Source organism: Sphingomonas sp. SUN039 (assembly GCF_024758725.1).
In the GTDB taxonomy this organism is placed as follows: Bacteria; Pseudomonadota; Alphaproteobacteria; order Sphingomonadales; family Sphingomonadaceae; genus Sphingomonas_O.
In genome coordinates, this window is record NZ_CP096972.1 from 3,255,034 (window position 1) to 3,274,875 (window position 19,842).

Sequence of the window (19,842 nt, forward strand, 5' to 3'; positions counted from 1 at the left end):
GACTATCGCGCAACTTTGTAACAAGCCTGCACCGCGCGTCTAGCCGCCCCCCAGCACATTGATCGTGAACGCCAGCACCCCGATGTTGAAGACGAAGGCAAGCAGGCTGTGCACCGTCACGATCCGGCGCATGTGCCGCGTTTCGACGGCGGTATCCGACGTCTGGAACGTCATGCCCAGCGTGAAGGCGAAATAGACGAAGTCGCTGTAATCGGGATCGCCGGTCCCTGAAAACTTCAACCCGCCCTTCGACCCTTCGACGTAAAACACATGCGCGTAGTGCAGCGCATAGATCGTGTTGGAGAACAGCCAGGCGAGCGCCAGCGTCCCGACGATCAGCCCCTTGGGCGGGCCGCCGCCGTCCTTCACCGACAATTCGCTGAATACGGCCGTCAGGATGGCGATCATCGTGACGCTGGTAAGGATGAGCAGGACGACGCGATTGGCGTCGTTCTCCTCGGCATGCTGGCGCATCGTCGCTTTGCCGCTAGTGCGCAGGATCGGGGTGATTGCGAGCAGGAAGAACACGGCGGCGACATCGAACCCCGTCATCAACGCGCGGCTCCAGCCCAGCGCGGCAAACGATGCAGCGAACGCCACGGCGAAGATCACGAGGAAGGCAAGGAACCGGGCAGGCGCGACGCGTTGCCCGAGTGTGCGTTTGGTGGCCATCGACGTCCCTCGGTTGCGTAAAACCGCACTAACCGATTAAGGCGCGCGTCCCAATGGCAAGTCCCAAAACTCCCCGGGTCGAAACCCCCCGCCCTATCCGCGGCACTCAGAGCATGTTCGGCGAGGAAGCCGACCGCTTCCACCATGTCGTGCAGACCTTCGACCGGGTGCGGCGGCTCTACGGTTTCGGGCGGGTCGAGGTGCCGGTGTTCGAGGCGACGGCGGTGTTCGCACGGTCGCTCGGCGAAACGACCGACGTCGTGTCGAAGGAAATGTACACCTTCGAGGACCGCGGCGGGGACTCGCTGACCCTGCGCCCCGAGTTCACGGCGGGCATCGCGCGCGCCTATCTGACCGAGGGCTGGCAGCAATACGCGCCGATGAAGGTCGCGACGCACGGGCCGTTGTTTCGCTACGAACGCCCGCAAAAGGGGCGATTCCGGCAGTTCCACCAGCTCGATGCCGAAGTGATCGGCGCGGCGGAACCGGCGGCGGATGTCGAGCTGCTGTGCTTCGCCGATCAGTTGCTTAAGGAACTGGGCATCAATGAGGGCGTGACGCTGAAGCTCAACACGCTCGGCGATGCGGCGTCGCGCGATGCGTGGCGGGCGGCGCTGGTGGCGCATTTCGAGGCGCATCGCGGCGATCTGTCCGAGGACAGCCTGACGCGTCTCGACAAGAATCCGATGCGGATTCTCGACAGCAAAGACCCCCGCGACCGCCCCGCCGCCGATACCGCGCCGAAGATGGTGCTGAGCGGGGAAGCAGAGGATTTCTTCGCCAAGGTCCGCGAAGGGTTGGACGCAGCAGGCGTGGCGTACGAAATCGCCCCGCATCTGGTGCGCGGGCTGGACTATTACCGCCACACCGCCTTCGAATTCGTCACCGACCGCCTGGGCGCGCAGGGGACGGTGCTCGGCGGTGGCCGCTATGACGGGCTGATCGAAACGCTGGGCGGGCCGCATACGCCGGCGGTGGGCTGGGCGGCGGGGATCGAACGGTTGGGGATGTTGCTTCAGAACTATGCGTCCGATGGAGCTGTCGCTGTAATTCCTGAAGCCCCAGGTGCCGAAGCGTTAACTCGAGAGATCATTGACGCGCTCCGTCGACGAGGCATCTCTTCGGACACGGCCTATCGTGGCAACGCAAAGAAGAGGTTTGAAGTAGCTGCTAAAGAGTTCCGTCCAGGTCGCATCATCGTGACTGATTGGCGCGCTGAGCCCGACGGTCGCTTGAATGCCGGAATTTCCGTTCGGGCAAATCAATCGCACGAAGCCGGGGAAGCTCTTGTGCTAAAGTTGCTTTCCGTACTTCGCGATGATTTTGGCCTGAGCAGCCACATGAGCGGGCCGCAAGGCAGCCAATTTGACGGCGTGATCCGGCGCGAAGCGGCATGACCCCGCAAATTTCCGACGAACGTATCGCCGCCATCGAAGCGCGGCGCGAGGAGTTGCAGGGGCAGCTCAGCGCGGGCGACCTTGCGACCGAGCGGCTGATCGCGCTGTCGAAGGAATATAGCGAGCTCGAACCCGTCGCTGTTGCCGCTGCCGAGCTGCGCCGCCTGCGCGCCGAACAGGCGGTGCTGGGCGAGATGCTCAAGGACGCCGACCCCGAAATCCGCGAAATGGCCGAGGAAGAGGCACAAGCCATCAAGGAGGCGCTGCCCGAAGCCGAACGGGCGCTGGCGCTCAAACTCCTCCCCCGCGATGCCGCCGACGAGCGCGCGGCGATGCTCGAAATCCGTGCCGGGACCGGCGGCGACGAGGCGGCGCTGTTCGCGGGCGATCTGTTCCGCATGTACCAGCGCTATGCCGAGGAACGCGGCTGGCGGGTGGAACTGATCTCCGCCTCCGAAGCCGATGTCGGCGGCTACAAGGAAGTCGTTGCCAGCGTGACGGGGCAGGGCGTGTTCGCGCGGCTGAAGTTCGAAAGCGGGGTGCACCGCGTCCAGCGCGTCCCCGCGACCGAAAGCGGCGGGCGCATCCACACCAGCGCGGCGACGGTGGCCGTGCTGCCCGAGGCCGAGGACGTCGATGTCGTCATCAACGACGCCGACCTGCGGATCGACGTCTATCGCTCGTCCGGCCCCGGTGGGCAGTCGGTCAACACCACCGACTCAGCCGTCCGCATCACCCATTTGCCCAGCGGCCTTGTCGTCATCCAGCAGGACGAAAAGTCGCAGCACAAGAACAAGGCCAAGGCGCTGAAAGTGCTGCGGACGCGGCTCTACGAACTCGAACGCAGCCGCCTCGCCGACGAACGCTCGGGCGCGCGCAAGGCGATGGTCGGATCGGGCGACCGCAGCGAACGCATCCGCACCTATAATTTCCCGCAGGGGCGTGTGACCGACCACCGGATCAACCTGACCCTCCACCGCCTGCCCGAAATTCTGGAGGGCGCGATGGACGAACTGATCGGCGCGCTGATCAGCGAGGACGAGGCCGCGCGGCTGGGTGCGCTGGATGGGTGATCCCCCTCTCCCTGCAGGGGAGAGGGACAGTTCGCGGTTGCAACGCGAACAGGGTGAGGGACCGAAACCTCACTCATTCCCTCACCCTGAGCGGCGGGCAACGCCGCTCTGTCCCTCTCCCCTGCAGGGAGAGGGAGGATGACTGTCCGCCAGACCCTCGCCACCGCCACCACCGCCCTCGCCCGCGTCGGCCCCACGCCGCGTCTCGATGCCGAGCTGCTCATGGCCCACGCGCTCGGTATCCCGCGCAACGCGATGATCATGGCGCATCTCGACGACGCGGTCCCCGACACCTTCGCCCCGCTCCTTGCCCGTCGCCTCGCGCACGAACCCGTCGCGCACCTGACCGGCCTGCGCGGGTTCTGGACGATCGATCTGGAGGTCGGCCCCGGCGCGTTCATCCCGCGCCCCGATACCGAGACCTTGATCGAGGCTGCCGTCGCGCATTTCGGGGACCGCAGCCCCGCAACGATCCTCGACCTCGGCACCGGCCCCGGCACACTGCTGCTCGCTGCGCTCGACCAATGGCCGGACGCGACCGGTTTGGGCGTGGAACGCTCCGATGCCGCCCGCGCCTATGCGCTACGCAACACCGCGCGGCTCGGCTTCGGCGACCGTGCCGAAATCACCGGGGGCAACTGGGCCGATGGCATCGACCGGCAGTTCGATCTGGTGCTGAGCAACCCGCCCTATGTCGCCGAGGATGAGGGGCTGCCCCGCGAAGTGCTCGATTACGAGCCCGCCGAGGCGTTGTTCGGCGGGCCTGACGGGCTCGACCCCTATCGGGTGCTCGCGGGCGAGCTCCCGCGCCTCATCGCGCCGGGCGGCGTTGCCTGTGTCGAGATCGGCTGGACGCAGGCTGCAACCGTCGCCGCGCTGTTCACCGCCCATGGCTTGAATGTCGCATGCCGCAGCGATCTGGGCGGTCGCGACCGCTGCATCGTGGCGACGCTGCGATAGACGCCTTTAACTAGTGCTTGGCAAATAATGCTTGGCGCGGCCCTCGGGCGGCGCTAATGCAGCTCCCAAGGGGCGAACGCATCTCCCAGCTTTTTGTAAAGCGAATGCGCCGCTGCCTTACCCCCACATCCTTCCGGTCGCGGCAATGAGGCTGCGGTTCGGCAGAGCGACCGATCGTCCGGACAGCCCGGATACGACGGTCCGCAACGGGGCAAAAAGGGATTTGAACACCCCCCTTGTTTAGGACGGCATCAGCTTGATCAACAATCGCCAGCAGTCCGGTCGCCGTCGCGGCCGGGGTGGCCAGAACGGCCAGCGTCAGCAGAACGGACGGCCCGAACTCGGCAACCGCATCGACAATCGCGCGCGTGGCAATGCCCCGCAGTTGCTCGAAAAATACAAGACGCTCGCGCGCGACGCGCAGCAATCGGGCGACCGGGTGCTGGCGGAATATTATTTCCAGTTCGCCGACCATTATTTCCGCGTGCTGGCCGAAAGCCGCGCACGCTACGAGGAAGCGAACCCCAACCGCCCGCGTCAGGACTATGCCGAGCCGGAAGAGCAGTTCGACGAAGACGGCAACGAGATCGAGCGCGAATTCGACGCGCGGCCCCCGCAGCAGGCGCGTCAGGATCGTCCGGAACGTCAGGAGCAGGCCCCGCGCCAGTACCGCGACAACCAGAATCGCGATGACCGGCCGCGCGAGGACCGTCCCCGTGATGACCGTCCCCGCGAAGATCGCCCGCGTCAGGATCGCTACCAGCGTGACGACCGGCCCCGCGAGGATCGCGCGCAACGCGAAGATCGTCCCCAGCGTGACGTGACGGCGCGCGACGACCGCCCGCAGCGCGAGGAGCGTCCCCGTCTCGAGCGCACCCGCGAAGACGGCGAAAGCCGCCGCCCGCGCGCGCGCAGCAACGGCAATGGCGCGTCGCATGACGATGACGACAGCGTCGGCGTGCTCCCCTTCGACGCGCTGCCGCCCGCTATCGGGGTTGCGGCAATGGAGCCGGAAATGGGCGTCGAGGGCGAAGAAATCGCCGTGCCCAAGAAGCGCGGTCGCCCGAAAAAGGTCGTCGAGGCAACCGAAGGGGAGTGATACTGCCCCTCTCCCCTTGCGGGAAAGGACTACACGCGCCGCAGGGGCGGCGGAGAGAGGGGTTCGGGCGCGTCTGCGCCCGACGAGACTGTCCGACCGCCGACCCCTCTCCCTCCCGCACTTCGCGCGAGGACCCTCTCCCGCAAGGGGAGAGGGAAAGAAGCTTATTCACTCCCGCTTCACCTGCGATGCTGTCATGCTCCCGGCAACACCGACCCGGGAGAGTCACCTGATGCGCCGTTTCGCCCTGTTGCCGTTGCTCGCCCTGAGCGCCCCCCTTGCGGCGCAATCCGCGCAAGGGACTGTCGCGGTTACGATCTACAACAACAATCTCGCGCTGGTGCAGGACATACGCGCGACCGCGCTGCCGCAGGGCCGGACGACGGTCGAATTTCCGGACGTTTCGGCCCAGATCAGGGCGGAGACCGTCACTATCGGCGGCGCGGATTTCGGTATCGTCGAACAGAATTTCGATTACGACCTGCTCAGCCCTTCCGCACTGATGCAGAAAGCGGTCGGGCAGGTCGTGACCATCGTCCGCATCAACCCCGCAACCGGCGCGGAAACCCGCGAACAGGCCAAGGTGCTGGCCGCGAACGGCGGTGTCGTGCTCCAGATCGGCCAGCGGATCGAAGTGCTGCGTGATGACGGCCTGCCGGTTCGCGTGATCTTCGACCGCGTACCGCCGAATCTGCGCGCGCGGCCCACGCTGTCGGTCACGCTCGATTCGACCCGCGCGGGCACGCGCCCTGTGTCGCTCAGCTATCTGACCCCCGGCCTCGGCTGGAAGGCGGACTATGTCGCCTTGTTCGATGAGGGTCTCGGCAAGATCGACGTGCAGGGCTGGGTCACGCTGACCAATAATTCGGGCACGACCTACACCAACGCGGAAACGCTGCTGGTCGCGGGCCAGGTCGGCGACAGCCAGCCGCAATACGGCCGCTCGTACAATCCGCAGCCGCAGCGCGGCGGGATGATCAAGCCCGGCACGGAGACCGCAAACCGCGCGCAACTCGGCGATTTCTATCTCTACCCGATCAAGGAACGCACCACGATTGCGCAGGCGCAGCAGAAGCAGGTGAGCTTCCTCGACGTCGGCGGTGCGGCGGCGGCCAAGGGCTATGAATACCGCAATGGCTGGCTAGGCACGCAGACCGAGGCGCAATCCGCGGACACGGTGCTGCGCTTTTCGACCTCGCGCGACGGCGGCCTCGGCGACGCCCTCCCGGCGGGGACGGTGCGCGTCTATATGAAGGACGCCAAGGGCCAGCCGCAGTTCATCGGTGAGAACACCATCGGCCACACCCCGATGGGGTCGGCGCTGGGCCTCAAGACCGGCGAGGCGTTCGATGTGAAAGTGAAGCCCGTCGTCGAGAAGCGCGAACGGCTGAGCGACATCCGCTGGCGTACGTCGATGCGCTACACGCTGACCAACGCCCGCAACGCACCAGTGGTCGTCGACCTGACCCAGGCAGGTCTCGACAATTACTGGGACGACACGCGCATCCTGTCCGAAAGCCAGAAGAGCGAGCGCCGCTCGTCGGACGAGGCGGTGTGGAAAGTGACCGTGCCCGCCAACGGCGAAGCGACGGTCACAGCCGTGTTCGACACGCGGTATTGAGGGTGCGCTACGCCGCGTTGCTGGTGCTTGTCTCGGCACCGGCGCTTGCCCAAACTACGACGACCTCACCCGCCCCCGAGACCGTCTCGGTCAGCATCTACCGCGCGCCAGACCGTTCCGCCGACGAGGCAATGAACCTGCGGTATCTGCGCGGCTTCGCGCTCGTCACTGAAACCCGTCGCGTCACCATCCCGGCGGGCGACGGGGTGATCCGCTTCGAAGGGGTCGCGGGCGGCATCCTGCCCGAAAGCGCGATCGTCACCGGCCTGCCCGACGGGGTGGTCGAAAAGAATCAGGACGCCAATCTCCTGTCCCCCGCCAGCCTGCTCGGCGCATCGGTGGGGCGGCGCGTCTCGATCCGTCGCACGGTGCGCGCGACCGGCAAGACCAGCGAAGAGGAAGCCGTGATCCGCTCCGGCCCCGGCGGACAAGTGGTGCTGCAAACGGCGGCGGGGATCGAGGCGCTGCGCTGCACCGGCATCCCCGAAACCATCGTCTATGACGCGTTGCCCGAGGGACTGTCGGCCAAGCCGACGCTGTCGGTCCGCACACGCAGCGCGCGCGCCGCGACCGCGACGGTGACGCTCAGCTACCTCGCCGATAATTTCGACTGGCAGGCGAACTATGTCGCGACCTTGGGCAGCGACGGCAAAAGCCTCGACCTGTTCGGCTGGGTCACGCTGGCCAGCGCCGACGAGACCAGTTTCCCAAAGGCGCAGGCGATGGTGATCGCAGGGCGGCTGAACCGCAGTAATGAGCGGCGCGAGCGGCCTTATCAAAACCCTGCCGTCAATCTTACCTGCTGGCCGCAGGGGACGACGAACGACATTTCGATGGAGCGGCTCGAACGCTACGCCGAAGAACGCGGCGACATGCTGATGCCCGCGCCGGTCGCGATGTCGGCGCTGGCGCAGGATGTCGTCGTAACGGGACGCCGGGCCAAATCGGCAATGACCGTACAGCAGGAAGAACTGGGCGACCTCAAACTTTACCGCGTCCCCGAACCCGTCACCGTTGCCGCCAACGCCCAGAAGCAGGTGGCCTTGCTCGACAAGGAGCGCGTGCCCGTCGCGCTCGTCTATCGTGCCGATATCTGGGGCGATGGCGACGCGCAGGTTCGCCTGACCTTGCGGGCGAAGAACCGCATTGCCGACGGCCTCGGCTTGCCGCTCCCGGCGGGCAAGCTCGCGCTCTACCAGCGGGGGACGACACGCGAGCTGCTCCTCGGCGAGGGATCGGTCGGCGACAAGGCGGTGGGCGAGGAAGTCGAAATCGATGTCGCGACCGCGACCGGCGTCATTGCGCGCCAGACCGACGGGAAGCTGACCGTCACCAACGACAATCCTTATCCGGTCGCCTTCGAGGGCAAGCTCGGCGACCGCAATCTGTCGGGCTTCTCGGCCAGGGTCCGCAAAAAGGACGGCGCCTGGCTCTGGGCGGCGACCGTCCCCGCCAATGGCAGTGTCTCGCTCGGCTATCGCGAAAAGGACTGACGCGGCCAACAAAGTGTTGCGCGCCAAGTTACAATGTCGTCCTTTTCACCGGCACGTCGCGCGAGTCGTTCGCGCGATCCGGGGGAAAATGCATCATGACCTTTACACCGCCACCGATGCCGGTCGGCACCGCTGCTGTCAGCTGGATCGACACCAACAATATCGCGCAACTGCACGTCTATTCGACCGACGGGAACAACATAACCGAACGCTATTGGGCAGGGTCGGCCTGGGCGAGCACGAACTTCCTCGCGCCCGGCGGACACGTTTCGGCGACCTGTTATGTGCTCAACGGCCAGCCCTATATCCGCGTCTATTGCAATTTTGAGGACAAGACGACGGAGTGGTGCTCGGACGCGGGCGGGGCATGGTATGTGGGCAGCTATACCCCGGCCTAGCGCATCGGGCCTGAACGGCGGTTCCTCGTCCTGCTGGATGCCCCGCGAGGATTCGAACCTCGATAAACGGTATCAGAAACCGTTGTCTTACCATTAGACGACAGGGCAGCGCCGGAGCGCGCCTGTAGGTCGAATCGAGGCCTCAAGTCAACGCGGTCGCGTGCGCTACGCCGACCCGTGGTTGCCGCGCGGCGAGACGCCCGCTACACCTGTGCCCAAGTGCTGCGGGCTGGTGCGTCCGTAGTGATTGGGCAGACACATGATGGCCGACGCCGGTTCAGCCGCCCCTGCCGCAAGTGGCGCGGGGCACCGCAACAGCCAGGGGGCGTGGCACCCGCGCCGGACCTATGCCGCGCTCGATCTGGGCACCAATAACTGCCGCTTGCTGATCGCGCGGCCCTCGGGCGAAGACGGTTTCGTCATTGTCGATGCCTTTTCGCGCATCGTGCGGCTCGGCGAGGGACTGGCGGCGTCGGGGCGGCTAAGCGATGCGGCGATCGAACGCGCGGTCGCGGCGCTGTCGATCTGCGCCGACAAGCTGGTCAGGCGCGGCGTCCATCTGTCGCGCGCGGTCGCGACCGAGGCCTGCCGCCGTGCGGAAAACGGGCGCGAATTCGTCGACCGGGTCTATCGCGAAACCGGCATTGCACTCGACATTATCGACCCCGGCGAGGAGGCGCGGCTGGCGGTGCAGGGCTGCCACGCGCTGCTCGAGCCGGGCGACGGGCCGGCGCTGATCTTCGACATCGGCGGCGGTTCGACCGAGTTGGTCGAACTCCTGCCGGGCGCGGGGCCGCCGCAGATCGCCGACTGGATCAGCGTCCCCTGGGGCGTGGTCTCGCTGGCCGAAAGCGAACCGCAAGGCGTCGGCGACCGCGACGCGCGGATCGCGACCTATGAACGCATGAAGGGTCGCGTCGCCGAGGCACTCGGCGCGCTCGACCTGCCCGAAGGCGAGCTGCGGCTGCTCGGCACCAGCGGCACGGTGACGACACTCGCCAGCGTGTTCCTCGAACTGCCAAGCTACGACCGTCGCGCCGTCGACGGGCTGCATGTCCCGGTCGGCGATATGCGCCGCATCGGCCGCGACCTGGCCGCCATGTCGATTGCCGAGCGCGCGCAGGTTGCCTGCATCGGCACCGAGCGCGCCGACCTGGTCGTGGCGGGGTGCGCGATTCTCGAAGCGATCCTCGACCTGTGGCCCGCGCCGCGCGTCGGGGTGGCGGATCGCGGCATCCGCGAGGGGATTTTGCGCGCCTTGATGGCGGGAGCCGTCCGGTGAGCCGGGGCGGCGGTGCCTCGCGAACCCGCGTCAAGACTGCGCGCGGGCGCACGGCCCAGTCGAACCGCTGGCTCGCCCGCCAGCTCAACGACCCTTATGTCAAACGCGCGCACGCCGAGGGTTATCGCAGCCGCGCGGCATACAAGCTGATCGAACTCGACGAGCGGTTCGCCATATTGAAGGGTGCGCGCCACGTCATCGATCTCGGCATCGCGCCGGGCGGCTGGGCACAAGTCGTCCGCAAGCAAGCCCCCAAGGCCCGGATCATCGGAATCGACCTGTTGCCGGTCGACCCCATCGACGGCGTGCACATCGTCCAGATGGATTTCATGGACGACGCCGCGCCCGACTATCTCATCGACGCGCTCGGCGGTCCCCCCGACCTCGTGCTGTCGGACATGGCAGCGAACACCACCGGCCACCCGCCGACCGACGCGCTCAGGACGATGGGGCTGGTCGAGGCCGCGACCGAATTCGCGGTCCAGGTGCTGCGCCCCGGCGGCGCGTTCGTCGCGAAAGTATTTGCGGGCGGGGCCGACAGCGCGCTGGTCGCCGAACTCAAACGCAACTTCGCCCATGTGAAGCACGCGAAACCGCCCGCGAGCCGCAAAGGCTCGACCGAATGGTATGTGGTGGCGCAGGGATTCAAGGGGCGGGCGGAAGTGCCGCCGACCGAAGCCTAACGCGCTGCGACTTGCATCCGCTGCGGTTGCATCGCCAATATGCTGCCCAGTTTCGCCCGGAACGCCGCGAGTTGCGCGCCTTCGAGGATCGAGCGCGACTCGAAACTCACGCCCGACGGATTAACCGCCACGCCGCCCCGGTAAACCTCGAAATGCAGATGCGGGCCGGTCGACAGGCCCGTCGAGCCGACATAGCCGATCACTTGCCCCTGTGCGACGCGCGATCCCGGCGCGACGGCGATGCGGCTCATATGGGCATAGCCGGTGCCGAGGCCGCTCGGGTGTTTCAGCTGAACCATGTTGCCATGCCCGCCGTGCCAACCGGCAAAGCTGACGATGCCGTCGGTGACCGCGCGGATCGGCGTGCCATAGGCGGCTCCATAGTCGGTGCCCTGATGCATGCGCGAATAGCCGAGCAGCGGGTGGAGCCGCCAGCCGAAGCCGCTGGTCTTGCGCGCGTTGGCGACGGGCAGCACGAACCCGGCGCGGCGCTCGCCGACCCCGGCGGCATCGTACCACTGGCTCTGGCCATCCCCCCCGGAACCGTCGACATCCCACTGGATCATCCGTGTGGCCCGGTTCCCGCGCGCAAGCCCGACATAGAGCAATTTGCCATAGCGGACTTCGCCGGTCGCCGCGCGGTCCTGTTCGACGATCAGGTCGAACCGGTCGTCAGCACCGATATTTTCCATCGGGACATGCGGCGCGAGCGCACGGATATAGGTCTGGATCGCGCCCGCCGGGGCGCCTGCCGCACGAGCAGAGGCGTAGAGGCTGTCGCCGACGCGGCCCTCGACACGCAAGGGGCTGCTGTCGACCGCAACCGGCATCCGCTGCATCGTCAGCGCATTGCCGACGCGCACGAAATTGACCCGCATGTCGAACCGCGCGCGGAAGGCGAGCGACTGCAACGGGCGGGCGTCGTTTTTCGACGACCGGCGACCGAGGGTGACCGCCAGCGCGGTCCCCGCCGGGATCTCGTCGGGATCGACGATATCCGATGTCATCTCGGCGATCCGGCTGGCTTCGCCGCCGCCGACTCCGGCGCGTTCGAGCGCGTGGCGCAGGCTGTCGCCCTCGCCGAGCATCGCGGTCAGGTCGATCTGCGGACGTTCGGGTGTATCGGCCAGCGGCTGGACGGCATCGGTCGCAGCCATATGGCGACCGGTGTCGCCGCCCCAGGCGAGCGGCGAAATGCTTTGGGCGCGGCTTTCCTCCCAAGCGGCGGGGGACAGCGGCGGGGCGGCAGGAACGACCAGCGGCTCGAACCCGGGGGCGAAGGCCAAGGTTGTCGCGCACAGCGCGATACAGGCGGCAAGGCCGCGCCACCAGTGGCGACTGCCGATATCGATCCCGAGATCGGGCAGCACATCGATGCTGAACCAGTTGGCGCTCGGTTTGGCGAGGCCCGCACGGCCGAAGGGGATGCGCGCGTCGGGCAGCGCGCGGTCGAGCGACAGCATGGCCGTCCCCCCGCCGCCGAAACCGTTCTCGCTCGCCTGAAACAACCCGTGCCCGCCCGCGTCAGAGTGCAACCCGCCCGGTCGTCTGATCTGCGACCGCCCGGTGACATCACTGTGGAGCGACAGGGTTAAAGTCAAACTAACTCGTGCCGCGCGGACGGGCAGTTGCGGCGAATGGTGAGTGCGGCGCGATGGAAGTTTCGTCCTTCTCCTTCCGGCGAGAAGGAAGAATGCAGACAGCCCAAGCGAAGTGGTTGCGCGACATGCCCGCACGCCCGATGTAGAAATCATGCCGCATCCCCGCGCCAATGTGACGGCCGTCCTCGGCCCCACCAACACCGGCAAGACGCATCTCGCCATCGAGCGGATGTGTGCGCATTCGAGCGGGATGCTGGGCTTTCCGCTGCGCCTGCTGGCGCGCGAGGTTTACGACCGCGTCGTTGCGATCAAGGGCGCGAAAGAGGTCGGGCTGCTCACCGGCGAGGAGAAAATCTTGCCCCCCGGTGCGCGCTGGCTGCTGTGCACGGCCGAATCGATGCCGGTGGACAGGGATGTTGCCTTTGCCGCGCTCGACGAAGCGCAATTGGGGGCCGATCCCGAGCGCGGGCATGTCTTCACCGACCGGCTACTGCGCGTGCGGGGGCGCGAGGAGACGATGGTGCTCGGCTCGGCGAGCATCAGCGGCCTCGTTCGCGCGCTGGTGCCCGAAGCCGAAATCGTCCGCCGCCCGCGCTTTTCGACACTGAGCTATGCCGGTGCGAAGAAGCTGTCGCGTATCCCGAAACGCAGCGCCATCGTCGCGTTCAGCGCCGAGGAGGTCTATGCGGTCGCCGAGATGCTCCGCCGGACGCGCGGCGGCGCGGCGGTCGTCATGGGCGCGCTCAGCCCCCGAACCCGCAACGCGCAGGTCGCGATGTATCAGGCGGGCGAGGTCGATTATCTGGTCGCGACCGATGCCATCGGCATGGGCCTGAACATGGACATCGGCCATGTCGCCTTTGCTTCATTGACCAAATTCGACGGCCACCGGCTGCGGCGGCTGACGGTCGCCGAAATGGCGCAGATCGCGGGCCGCGCCGGGCGGCACCAGCGCGACGGGACGTTCGGGTCGCTGGGGTCGGAGGTCGGCCCCGCTGCCTTCCGCCCCGAAGAAATCGAGGCCATTGAGGACCACCGTTTCCCCCGCGTCGATCATCTTTACTGGCGAGAGGGCGCGCCCGACACCTCGTCGCTCGATGCGCTGATCGACAGTCTGGAGACGCCGCCGATCCACGAAAAACTCCGCAGCGCGCCGCAATCGGTCGATCTGGCCGTGCTCAAGCGTCTGTCGGAAGACCCCGAAATCCGCAGTCGTGCGCGCGGCCAGATGGTCGCGCGGTTATGGGCGGCATGCGGTGTCCCCGACTTTCGCAAGGTCGGCGCGGACCATCAAGCCCGCTTTGTCGGACGGCTGTTCCGGCATTTGTCGGAAGGCGAGGGCCATGTCCCGGTGCCATGGTTCGCCGACGAGCTTCAACGTCTCGACCGCGCCGATGGCGATGTCGAGACCTTGGGTGGACGCATCGCAGGCGTGCGGACCTGGGCCTATATCGCGCACCGTTCGGACTGGCTCGCCGACCCCGCGCATTGGGCGGCGCGGACAGAGGCCGTCGAGGAACGGCTGTCCGATGCGCTCCACGCGCGGCTCACCGAACGCTTCGTCGACCGGCGGACATCGGTGCTGATGCGGCAGGTCGGCGGCGATGCCGGATTGCTCGCCGTCGCGGTGGATGAGGACGGCGCGGTCACGGTCGAAAACGAAAGCATCGGACGGCTCGACGGATTTGCGTTCAGCGTCGATCCGGCAGCGCGCGGCCTCGACCGCAAGCGCTTGATTGCGGCGGCCGAACGCCATCTCGTTGCCGAACGCGCGCTGCGGGCGGCGGCGCTGGTCGGCGCACCCGACAGCGAATTCCGGGTCGAGGGGATGGCCAGCCCGCTGGTCCTCCTCTGGGCGGGGCATCCGGTCGCGACTCTGGCTCAGGGCCGCGCGCTCGTGCCCGACATCCGTCTCGACCGCACCCTTGATGCGCTCGACCGCACGAAGGTTGCGGCGCGGCTCGCAGCATGGCTCGACGGACAGCTCGCCCGCTATCTCGGGCCGTTGCGCGATATGGAGGCGGCGCGCGCCTCGCCGAAGACACCCGCGCCGACCCGCGCCATCCTCGCACCGCTGATCGCGGGCGGCGGCATTGTGCCGCGCGCCGCTGTCGACAGCGCGCTTGGCGGCCTTGGCAGCGAATTGCGCCGTGCGCTGACCCGTTCGGGGCTAACCATCGGTAGCCTCGACGTCTATGACGCCCGGCTGCTCAAGCCCGGCGCGCTGTTCTGGGCGAACGCGCTCGATGCGGTGCGTGCCGGAACGCCGGTCGCCGATACGCTCAAACCCGGCGCGACGACCAGCAAGGGGATCGCGGCGCGCGGGTATCGCGCATTCGGCGGCACGCTGGTCCGCGTCGATCTGGTCGAACGGATCGCGCGCGCGACGCACGATCTACGGACCGCGCGGGTGCCGTTCCTGCCCGATACCGCGCTGGCGACCTCGTTCGGCATCGACGCCGCAACCTTTGCCGCCATCCTCGGCGCCCTCGGCTTTCGTGCCGGCGGGGACGGGCAGTGGACATGGGGCAGCCGCCCGAAACCGGTACGACCGGTGAAGCCGGTCAAACCCAATGCGTTTTCGGCGCTGGGCGATATGCGGCTTGGCTGAGGGGTCCGGTGCCACGATGCGGCTCGACCGTTTCCTGTGGTTTGCGCGGATTTCGGCCTCGCGCAGCTTCGCACAGGCGCTGGCCGCCAGCGGGCATCTGCGCATCGACGGACGCCCGGTGGCCAAGGCTGCCGCACCCGTCCACATCGGCAACGTGCTGAGCTTTGCCACGCATCGCGGCGACATCCGGGTGTTGCGGATCGAAAGCCTCCCGACGCGGCGCGGCCCGCCAGCAGAAGCGCGCGCCTGTTACACCGACATGATTGACGGCGCGGACGCGCAAAACTAACGCGAAGCCCATTCTTAGGGAGCACCGACCGCAATGACCTATGTCGTCACCGACGCCTGCATCAAATGCAAGTATATGGACTGCGTCGAAGTGTGCCCGGTCGACTGTTTCTACGAGGGCGAGAACATGCTCGTCATCAACCCCAGCGAGTGCATCGACTGCGGCGTGTGCGAACCCGAATGCCCGGCCGAGGCGATCCTGCCCGATACCGAAAACGGTCTCGAGAAATGGCTCGAGCTCAACACGACCTTCTCCGCGCAATGGCCCAACATCACGCGCAGCCGCGAAGCCCCGGCCGACGCCGACGAATACAAGGGCGTCGAAGGCAAATTCGACGCGCATTTCTCGCCGGAGCCAGGCCAGGGCGACTGACGAACGATGTAGCCAACTCGCCGTCTTTTTTCCTACCGATGTAAGACGTCCAAGTTGTGCAGCCGCACGATACCGGCGTCATCATCAATGGTGTATCCGATAACTATCGTCGGCAGGCGGGCAATTGGCGGGCCTTCGTAGACCCACATTCCCTCAATGGCCGGATGCGGTTGGCCCGCTTCTCTCGGATTGCGGCTAGCAATCCGCTCAAAGATGGCAATTGCGTCGAGTCCACCCTCGGGGTCAGTGTTTCCCAAGCGACGAAAGAACGCGGCTTCGAAAAGCGGCGAGGGTTCCAGAACCCAAGGTGTCTCCGCTCGGTCGCGTCGCTTCACTGTCGCTTAACCCTCGTTCGATCCGATCAAACGCCTCAGGAGAAACGTCCGTCGGAAAAAGCAGGAATGCCGATTCATATGGAATCTCGGCACCGAATTCGACCGATTCCCAAGGGCGCTGATGACTAAACTCACTGATCGTGCGCGCACTGTTTTGAAAGCACACAAAATCAACGACATCGTCGAGCAGTGACACCTCTGCCTCGTTAAGTCTTTCCATCTCTGGCTTAGTGATCGCCGTATATTCGTTCTTTCTGAACCCGTGATAATTGACCTGTTCGATCGAAATCGCACTGCTACGCTCAAGCTCTCTGAGCGTGGGCAACAACTGGTCACAAGTCGGACCATGCGGGCGTTTGCGGTACGTTGCTCCGGTTGCCGGAGTGCCCGATTCAGCAAAACGAAGCATGTCGAAAAAATACAGGACTTTGTGAAGCTTAACCGCGCCAAGTCGGCTTGGGGGGCACTTCTGACAGGTGTACAGGATCACCGCCTCGAGTTTGGCGCGATCAAACTGCATAGGCACTGCATAAGTCACACTGTCTTAGTGGCGGAACAGAACAAGAATGTCAAGCCTTTGTTGTTGTTGGAGAATTGTGATTCTCAATTCAATCACTTAGCGAAGGCCGGTGGCCAAATGCGACTGATCCACGGCGGCACAATCGCTATGTGACAAAAGCTGGTAATTTTGTTGCGAATCTGTTAAACACCGGGTCCAACAGGCGGACATGCTCCCGTGTCCGCGTGGGAACGCACAACCGGAGCCATCCCCGCACCGCCGTTTTGACCGTGCCGCAATGCTGCGGCCTGCGAAGCCGCCCTGCATCCCGATGGTCCGATTCGAAAGGATAAAAATGGCCGCTGCACCTGTGCTGCTTTTCGACGTCGGCGATTATGTCGTTTACCCCAAGCACGGCGTCGGGCGCGTCGTCGAGCTGCAGAAATCCGAGATCGCCGGCATGGCGCTCGAACTCTATGTGCTGCGCTTCGAGAAAGAGCGCATGACGCTCCGCGTGCCGACCAACAAGGCCGAAAGCGTGGGCATGCGCAAGCTGTCGTCGGACAAGACGATGCGCGAGGCGCTGGCGACGCTCAAGGGCAAGCCCAAGGTCAAACGCACCATGTGGTCGCGCCGCGCGCAGGAATATGAAGCGAAGATCAATTCGGGCGACCTGGTGTCGATTGCCGAAGTGGTCCGCGACCTGTTCCGCGCCGAAGACCAGCCCGAGCAGAGCTATTCCGAACGCCAGATTTTCGAAGCTGCCGCCTCGCGCCTCGCGCGCGAACTCGCGGCGATGGAACAGCTCGACGAGCCCAAGGCGCTCGAAAAGCTGCTCGAAATCCTGCGCGCCTCGGCGGCGATCTACAACAAGGCGGCTTAACGCCGCTTGCCCCTAAGGGTCATGAAGGGCAGGGGGGACCGATGCGGTTCGCCCTGCCTTTTTTGCTGCTGTGCGCCGCGCCCGCTTTTGCCGCCGCAGCCGATCGGTCGCTGTCGCTGACCGATTTCGACCGCGTCCGCATCGACGGCAGCTTCGTCGTCGAAATCCGCACCGGTACCGCGACCTCGGGCCGGATCAGCGGCACACAAGCCGCCATTGAAGCGGTGAGCGTCGAAGTGCAGGGGCGACAGCTGAACATCCGCCGCAACCGGTCGAGCTGGGGCGGCTATCCCGGGCAGGTGCCGACAGCGGCGACCATCCGTCTCACCGTGCCGTCGCTCGCCAATATCTGGGTCAGCGGTCCGGCCAAGGTGTCGGTCGACCGGTTGAAGGGCTTGCGCGTTGCTGCCTCGCTCGAGGGGCCGGGCGCGCTGAGCATCGCCAATGTCTCTGCCGACCGGATGGAGCTCGCCACGCTCGGATCGGGGACGCTGGTCGTCAGCGGTACCGTCGCCACACTGAACGCGACGGCGCGCGGGGCGGGGACGTTCGACGCAGGCAAGCTTGCCGTGTCCGACCTGACGTTGACCAGCGAGAGCGCGGGTGTGGTGACGGTCGCGGTGAAACGCGCCGCCAATGTGACGATGACCGGCAGCGGGACGGTCACGGTTCTCGGCAAGCCTGCCTGCACGGTCAAAAATATCGGTAGCGGCACCGTCGCTTGCGGGTCAGATCAGCCCCAGCGCTGACAAATCGCCGACGAGGTGCGGCGGCAGTTCGTCCGCTCCGTCGCCCGAAACCAGATCGCGCGGCGCATCGGCATTTTCCAGATAGCGCCAGCCCTGATGCGCGCGGCGCGGGATCGGGCGCACGCGGACGATGCCGGTGCTGACCACGATATTGGTCTTGCCCGCTTCGGCTTCCTCGAACCCCAGGATTTCGGTGCGCGCGACCAGCTGGTGCTTCAAAATCCAGAACAGCGATCCGCCGACCAGCTCGTCGGCGCGTTTGGGCTTGTAGCGCGTCGTCAGCCGCGCTTGCGGTCCCCGGTCGGCCCACCAGCCGAGCAACTGGTCGATCGACGTCGCCCCGAACGCGACCTTGGTCAGGTGAAGCATCTAACCTGCCAGCCCCGCCAGCGACGCCAGCCCCAGAAAACTGAAAAAGCCCATCACGTCGGTCATCATCGTCACGAAAACCGCCGACGACACCGCCGGATCGACCTCGAATTTTTCGAGCGTCACCGGCACGAGAATGCCCGACAAGCCCGCGACCAGATTGTTGATGACCATTGCGGAACCGATCACCAGCCCCAGCATCGGATTGCCGAAAATCAGCGCGACCGCATAGCCGATCATCAGCCCCAGCGCGCTGCCATTGGCGAGCGCGATGCGGAATTCGCGCAGGATCATCCGGCGTGTGTTCGAACTGGTCAGCTGGTTGGTCGCCAGCGCGCGTACGACCACGGCGAGCGTCTGCGTCCCCGCATTGCCGCCCATCCCCGAGACGATCGGCATCAACACCGCGAGCAGCGCGAATTTCGCGATCTCGCCCTGAAAGAACCCGACGACCGACGCGGCAAGGATGGCGGTGCCCAGGTTGACCACCAGCCAGGTCAGCCGCGTCCGCACCGTCATCAGGATCGGTTCGTTGATGTCGCCGTCGCCCGCGCCCGACAGGCGCAGGATGTCCTCGCCGGCCTCCTGCTGGATGACGTGCACGATATCGTCGACGGTGATCATGCCCGCCAGCCGCCCGTCGCCATCGACGACGGCAGCGGAGATCAGCGCGTATTTCTGGAAGCGGAGTGCCACCTCTTCCTGATCCATATCGACCGGGATCAGCGTCTGTTCGCGCTTCATCACATCGGCAATCGCGACGCTGCGCGGGGTGCGGAGAATCCACGACAGCTGGCACGTGCCGATGGGCTTGTGCGCCGGATCGACGACAAAGATTTCCCAGAAATCGGTGGTCAGGTCGGCATTGTCGCGCAGCCAGTCGATGGTCTGGCCGACGCTCCAGTGCTCGGGCACCGCGACCAGGTCGCGCTGCATCAACCGGCCGGCGGACTCCTCGGGGTAGGACAGCGCGGCTTCGATCGCGGCGCGGTCGTCGGGGTCGAGCGCGCGCAGGACGGCGGCCTGATCGGCATCGTCCATGTCCTCGATGATCGCGACGGCATCGTCGGTATCGAGCTCGGCGGCGATATCGGCCACCTGATGCGGCTCGAGCTGGTCGATCATGCCCTCGCGGACGTGATCGTTCATTTCGGCAAGCACGTCGCCGTCGAGCAGGTCGCCGAACGCCGCCGCCATCGCGCCGCGCCGGTCCTCGGGCGCGAGTTCGAAGAGGTCGGCGAGATCGGCGGGGTGCAGCGGCGAGACGAGATGCCGCGCGCCCTCGTCATCGCCCGCATCGACGCGCGCAATCACCTCGCGAACGAAATCGGGCCGCAGCCGGTCGTCCTCGTCCATCCGGGTGTCGGGGGCGGCGTCGTCGCGGGTGTCTTGGCGGAGATCGGCTTCGCTCATCGCTGTGACCTCCTCTGATGCGCCAACCCCGCCCGTCTGCGGG

The 19,842-nt window shown here is 66.2% G+C and carries 19 protein-coding genes and 1 tRNA gene; 14 read left to right on the forward strand and 6 right to left on the reverse strand.

All coding sequences use genetic code 11. The features are described from left to right. Positions 1–39: 39 nt before the first annotated feature. Positions 40–672, reverse strand: a complete 633-nt coding sequence (locus tag M0209_RS16145) for a DUF1345 domain-containing protein (RefSeq protein WP_258889304.1) — start codon at positions 670–672, stop codon at positions 40–42. A 53-nt stretch (positions 673–725) separates the two neighbouring features. Here M0209_RS16145 and hisS point away from each other — a divergent pair, with 53 nt between their 5' ends. The 7 genes from hisS to M0209_RS16180 all read left to right on the forward strand — a co-directional run bounded on the left by hisS (position 726) and on the right by M0209_RS16180 (position 8,713). Next, a complete protein-coding gene (gene hisS / locus M0209_RS16150; protein WP_258889305.1) occupies positions 726–2,069 on the forward strand; it encodes a histidine--tRNA ligase in 1,344 nt (447 codons plus the stop codon). Further along, the gene (prfA, locus tag M0209_RS16155) at positions 2,066–3,142 is read left to right on the forward strand and encodes a peptide chain release factor 1 (RefSeq protein WP_258889306.1); all 1,077 of its coding nucleotides are present in this window, start codon (positions 2,066–2,068) and stop codon (positions 3,140–3,142) included. Before hisS ends, prfA begins: the two co-directional genes overlap by 4 nt. A 138-nt stretch (positions 3,143–3,280) precedes the next feature. After that, a complete protein-coding gene (gene prmC / locus M0209_RS16160; RefSeq protein WP_258889307.1) occupies positions 3,281–4,102 on the forward strand; it encodes a peptide chain release factor N(5)-glutamine methyltransferase in 822 nt (273 codons plus the stop codon). A 256-nt stretch (positions 4,103–4,358) separates the two neighbouring features. Further along, entirely contained in the window at positions 4,359–5,201 is an 843-nt protein-coding gene (locus tag M0209_RS16165) for a DUF4167 domain-containing protein (protein WP_258889308.1), read from the forward strand. Between the two features lie 232 nt (positions 5,202–5,433). Then, positions 5,434–6,822 carry a DUF4139 domain-containing protein gene (locus M0209_RS16170; protein WP_258889309.1) on the forward strand — a complete coding sequence of 463 codons (1,389 nt, stop codon included), beginning with the start codon at positions 5,434–5,436 and terminating at the stop codon, positions 6,820–6,822. Positions 6,823–6,824: 2 nt separating this feature from the next. Continuing rightward, on the forward strand, positions 6,825–8,315 hold the full coding sequence (locus tag M0209_RS16175) for a DUF4139 domain-containing protein (RefSeq protein WP_258889681.1): 1,491 nt from the start codon (positions 6,825–6,827) through the stop codon (positions 8,313–8,315). A gap of 95 nt (positions 8,316–8,410) precedes the next feature. Further along, positions 8,411–8,713 (forward strand): hypothetical protein, encoded by a 303-nt coding sequence (locus M0209_RS16180; protein ID WP_258889310.1) that lies wholly within the window; start codon positions 8,411–8,413, stop codon positions 8,711–8,713. Between the two features lie 34 nt (positions 8,714–8,747). Here M0209_RS16180 and M0209_RS16185 read toward each other — a convergent pair. Continuing rightward, positions 8,748–8,821: transfer RNA gene (locus tag M0209_RS16185), tRNA-Gln, on the reverse strand. 151 nt (positions 8,822–8,972) lie between these two features. On the opposite strand from M0209_RS16185, the gene M0209_RS16190 reads away from it, so the two are divergent. Both M0209_RS16190 and M0209_RS16195 read left to right on the forward strand, forming a co-directional pair. Then, the gene (locus tag M0209_RS16190) at positions 8,973–9,995 is read left to right on the forward strand and encodes a Ppx/GppA phosphatase family protein (RefSeq protein WP_408988215.1); all 1,023 of its coding nucleotides are present in this window, start codon (positions 8,973–8,975) and stop codon (positions 9,993–9,995) included. Beyond that, positions 9,992–10,678: an RlmE family RNA methyltransferase gene (locus M0209_RS16195; protein ID WP_258889311.1), complete on the forward strand. Its 687-nt coding sequence runs from the start codon at positions 9,992–9,994 to the stop codon at positions 10,676–10,678. The genes M0209_RS16190 and M0209_RS16195 overlap by 4 nt, the downstream gene beginning before the upstream one ends. Here M0209_RS16195 and M0209_RS16200 read toward each other — a convergent pair. After that, positions 10,675–12,279, reverse strand: a complete 1,605-nt coding sequence (locus M0209_RS16200; RefSeq protein WP_258889312.1) for a M23 family metallopeptidase — start codon at positions 12,277–12,279, stop codon at positions 10,675–10,677. The genes M0209_RS16195 and M0209_RS16200 overlap by 4 nt on opposite strands. Positions 12,280–12,430: 151 nt before the next feature. On the opposite strand from M0209_RS16200, the gene M0209_RS16205 reads away from it, so the two are divergent. From M0209_RS16205 to fdxA, 3 genes are read left to right on the forward strand one after another with little or no spacing between them, the layout of a single operon-like run. Further along, a complete protein-coding gene (locus M0209_RS16205) occupies positions 12,431–14,890 on the forward strand; it encodes a helicase-related protein (protein ID WP_258889313.1) in 2,460 nt (819 codons plus the stop codon). Positions 14,891–14,906: 16 nt separating this feature from the next. Beyond that, positions 14,907–15,179, forward strand: a complete 273-nt coding sequence (locus tag M0209_RS16210) for an RNA-binding S4 domain-containing protein (protein ID WP_258889683.1) — start codon at positions 14,907–14,909, stop codon at positions 15,177–15,179. A gap of 33 nt (positions 15,180–15,212) precedes the next feature. Beyond that, the gene (gene fdxA, locus M0209_RS16215) at positions 15,213–15,551 is read left to right on the forward strand and encodes a ferredoxin FdxA (RefSeq protein WP_258889314.1); all 339 of its coding nucleotides are present in this window, start codon (positions 15,213–15,215) and stop codon (positions 15,549–15,551) included. Between the two features lie 243 nt (positions 15,552–15,794). Here the strand turns inward: fdxA and M0209_RS16220 are convergent, their stop codons facing one another. Further along, complete coding sequence (locus tag M0209_RS16220; RefSeq protein WP_258889315.1) at positions 15,795–16,424, reverse strand: Panacea domain-containing protein; 630 nt, start codon at positions 16,422–16,424, stop codon at positions 15,795–15,797. Between the two features lie 316 nt (positions 16,425–16,740). Between M0209_RS16220 and M0209_RS16225 the strand changes: the two genes are divergently transcribed. Further along, a complete protein-coding gene (locus M0209_RS16225) occupies positions 16,741–17,268 on the forward strand; it encodes a CarD family transcriptional regulator (protein WP_258889316.1) in 528 nt (175 codons plus the stop codon). 41 nt (positions 17,269–17,309) lie between these two features. Continuing rightward, positions 17,310–18,017, forward strand: a complete 708-nt coding sequence (locus tag M0209_RS16230) for a head GIN domain-containing protein (RefSeq protein ID WP_258889317.1) — start codon at positions 17,310–17,312, stop codon at positions 18,015–18,017. Here M0209_RS16230 and M0209_RS16235 read toward each other — a convergent pair. Both M0209_RS16235 and mgtE read right to left on the reverse strand, forming a co-directional pair. Next, positions 17,997–18,386: a DUF1489 family protein gene (locus M0209_RS16235; protein WP_258889318.1), complete on the reverse strand. Its 390-nt coding sequence runs from the start codon at positions 18,384–18,386 to the stop codon at positions 17,997–17,999. The two genes, M0209_RS16230 and M0209_RS16235, sit on opposite strands and share 21 nt — an antisense overlap. Beyond that, positions 18,387–19,799, reverse strand: a complete 1,413-nt coding sequence (gene mgtE / locus M0209_RS16240; RefSeq protein WP_258889319.1) for a magnesium transporter — start codon at positions 19,797–19,799, stop codon at positions 18,387–18,389. Positions 19,800–19,842: the final 43 nt, after the last annotated feature.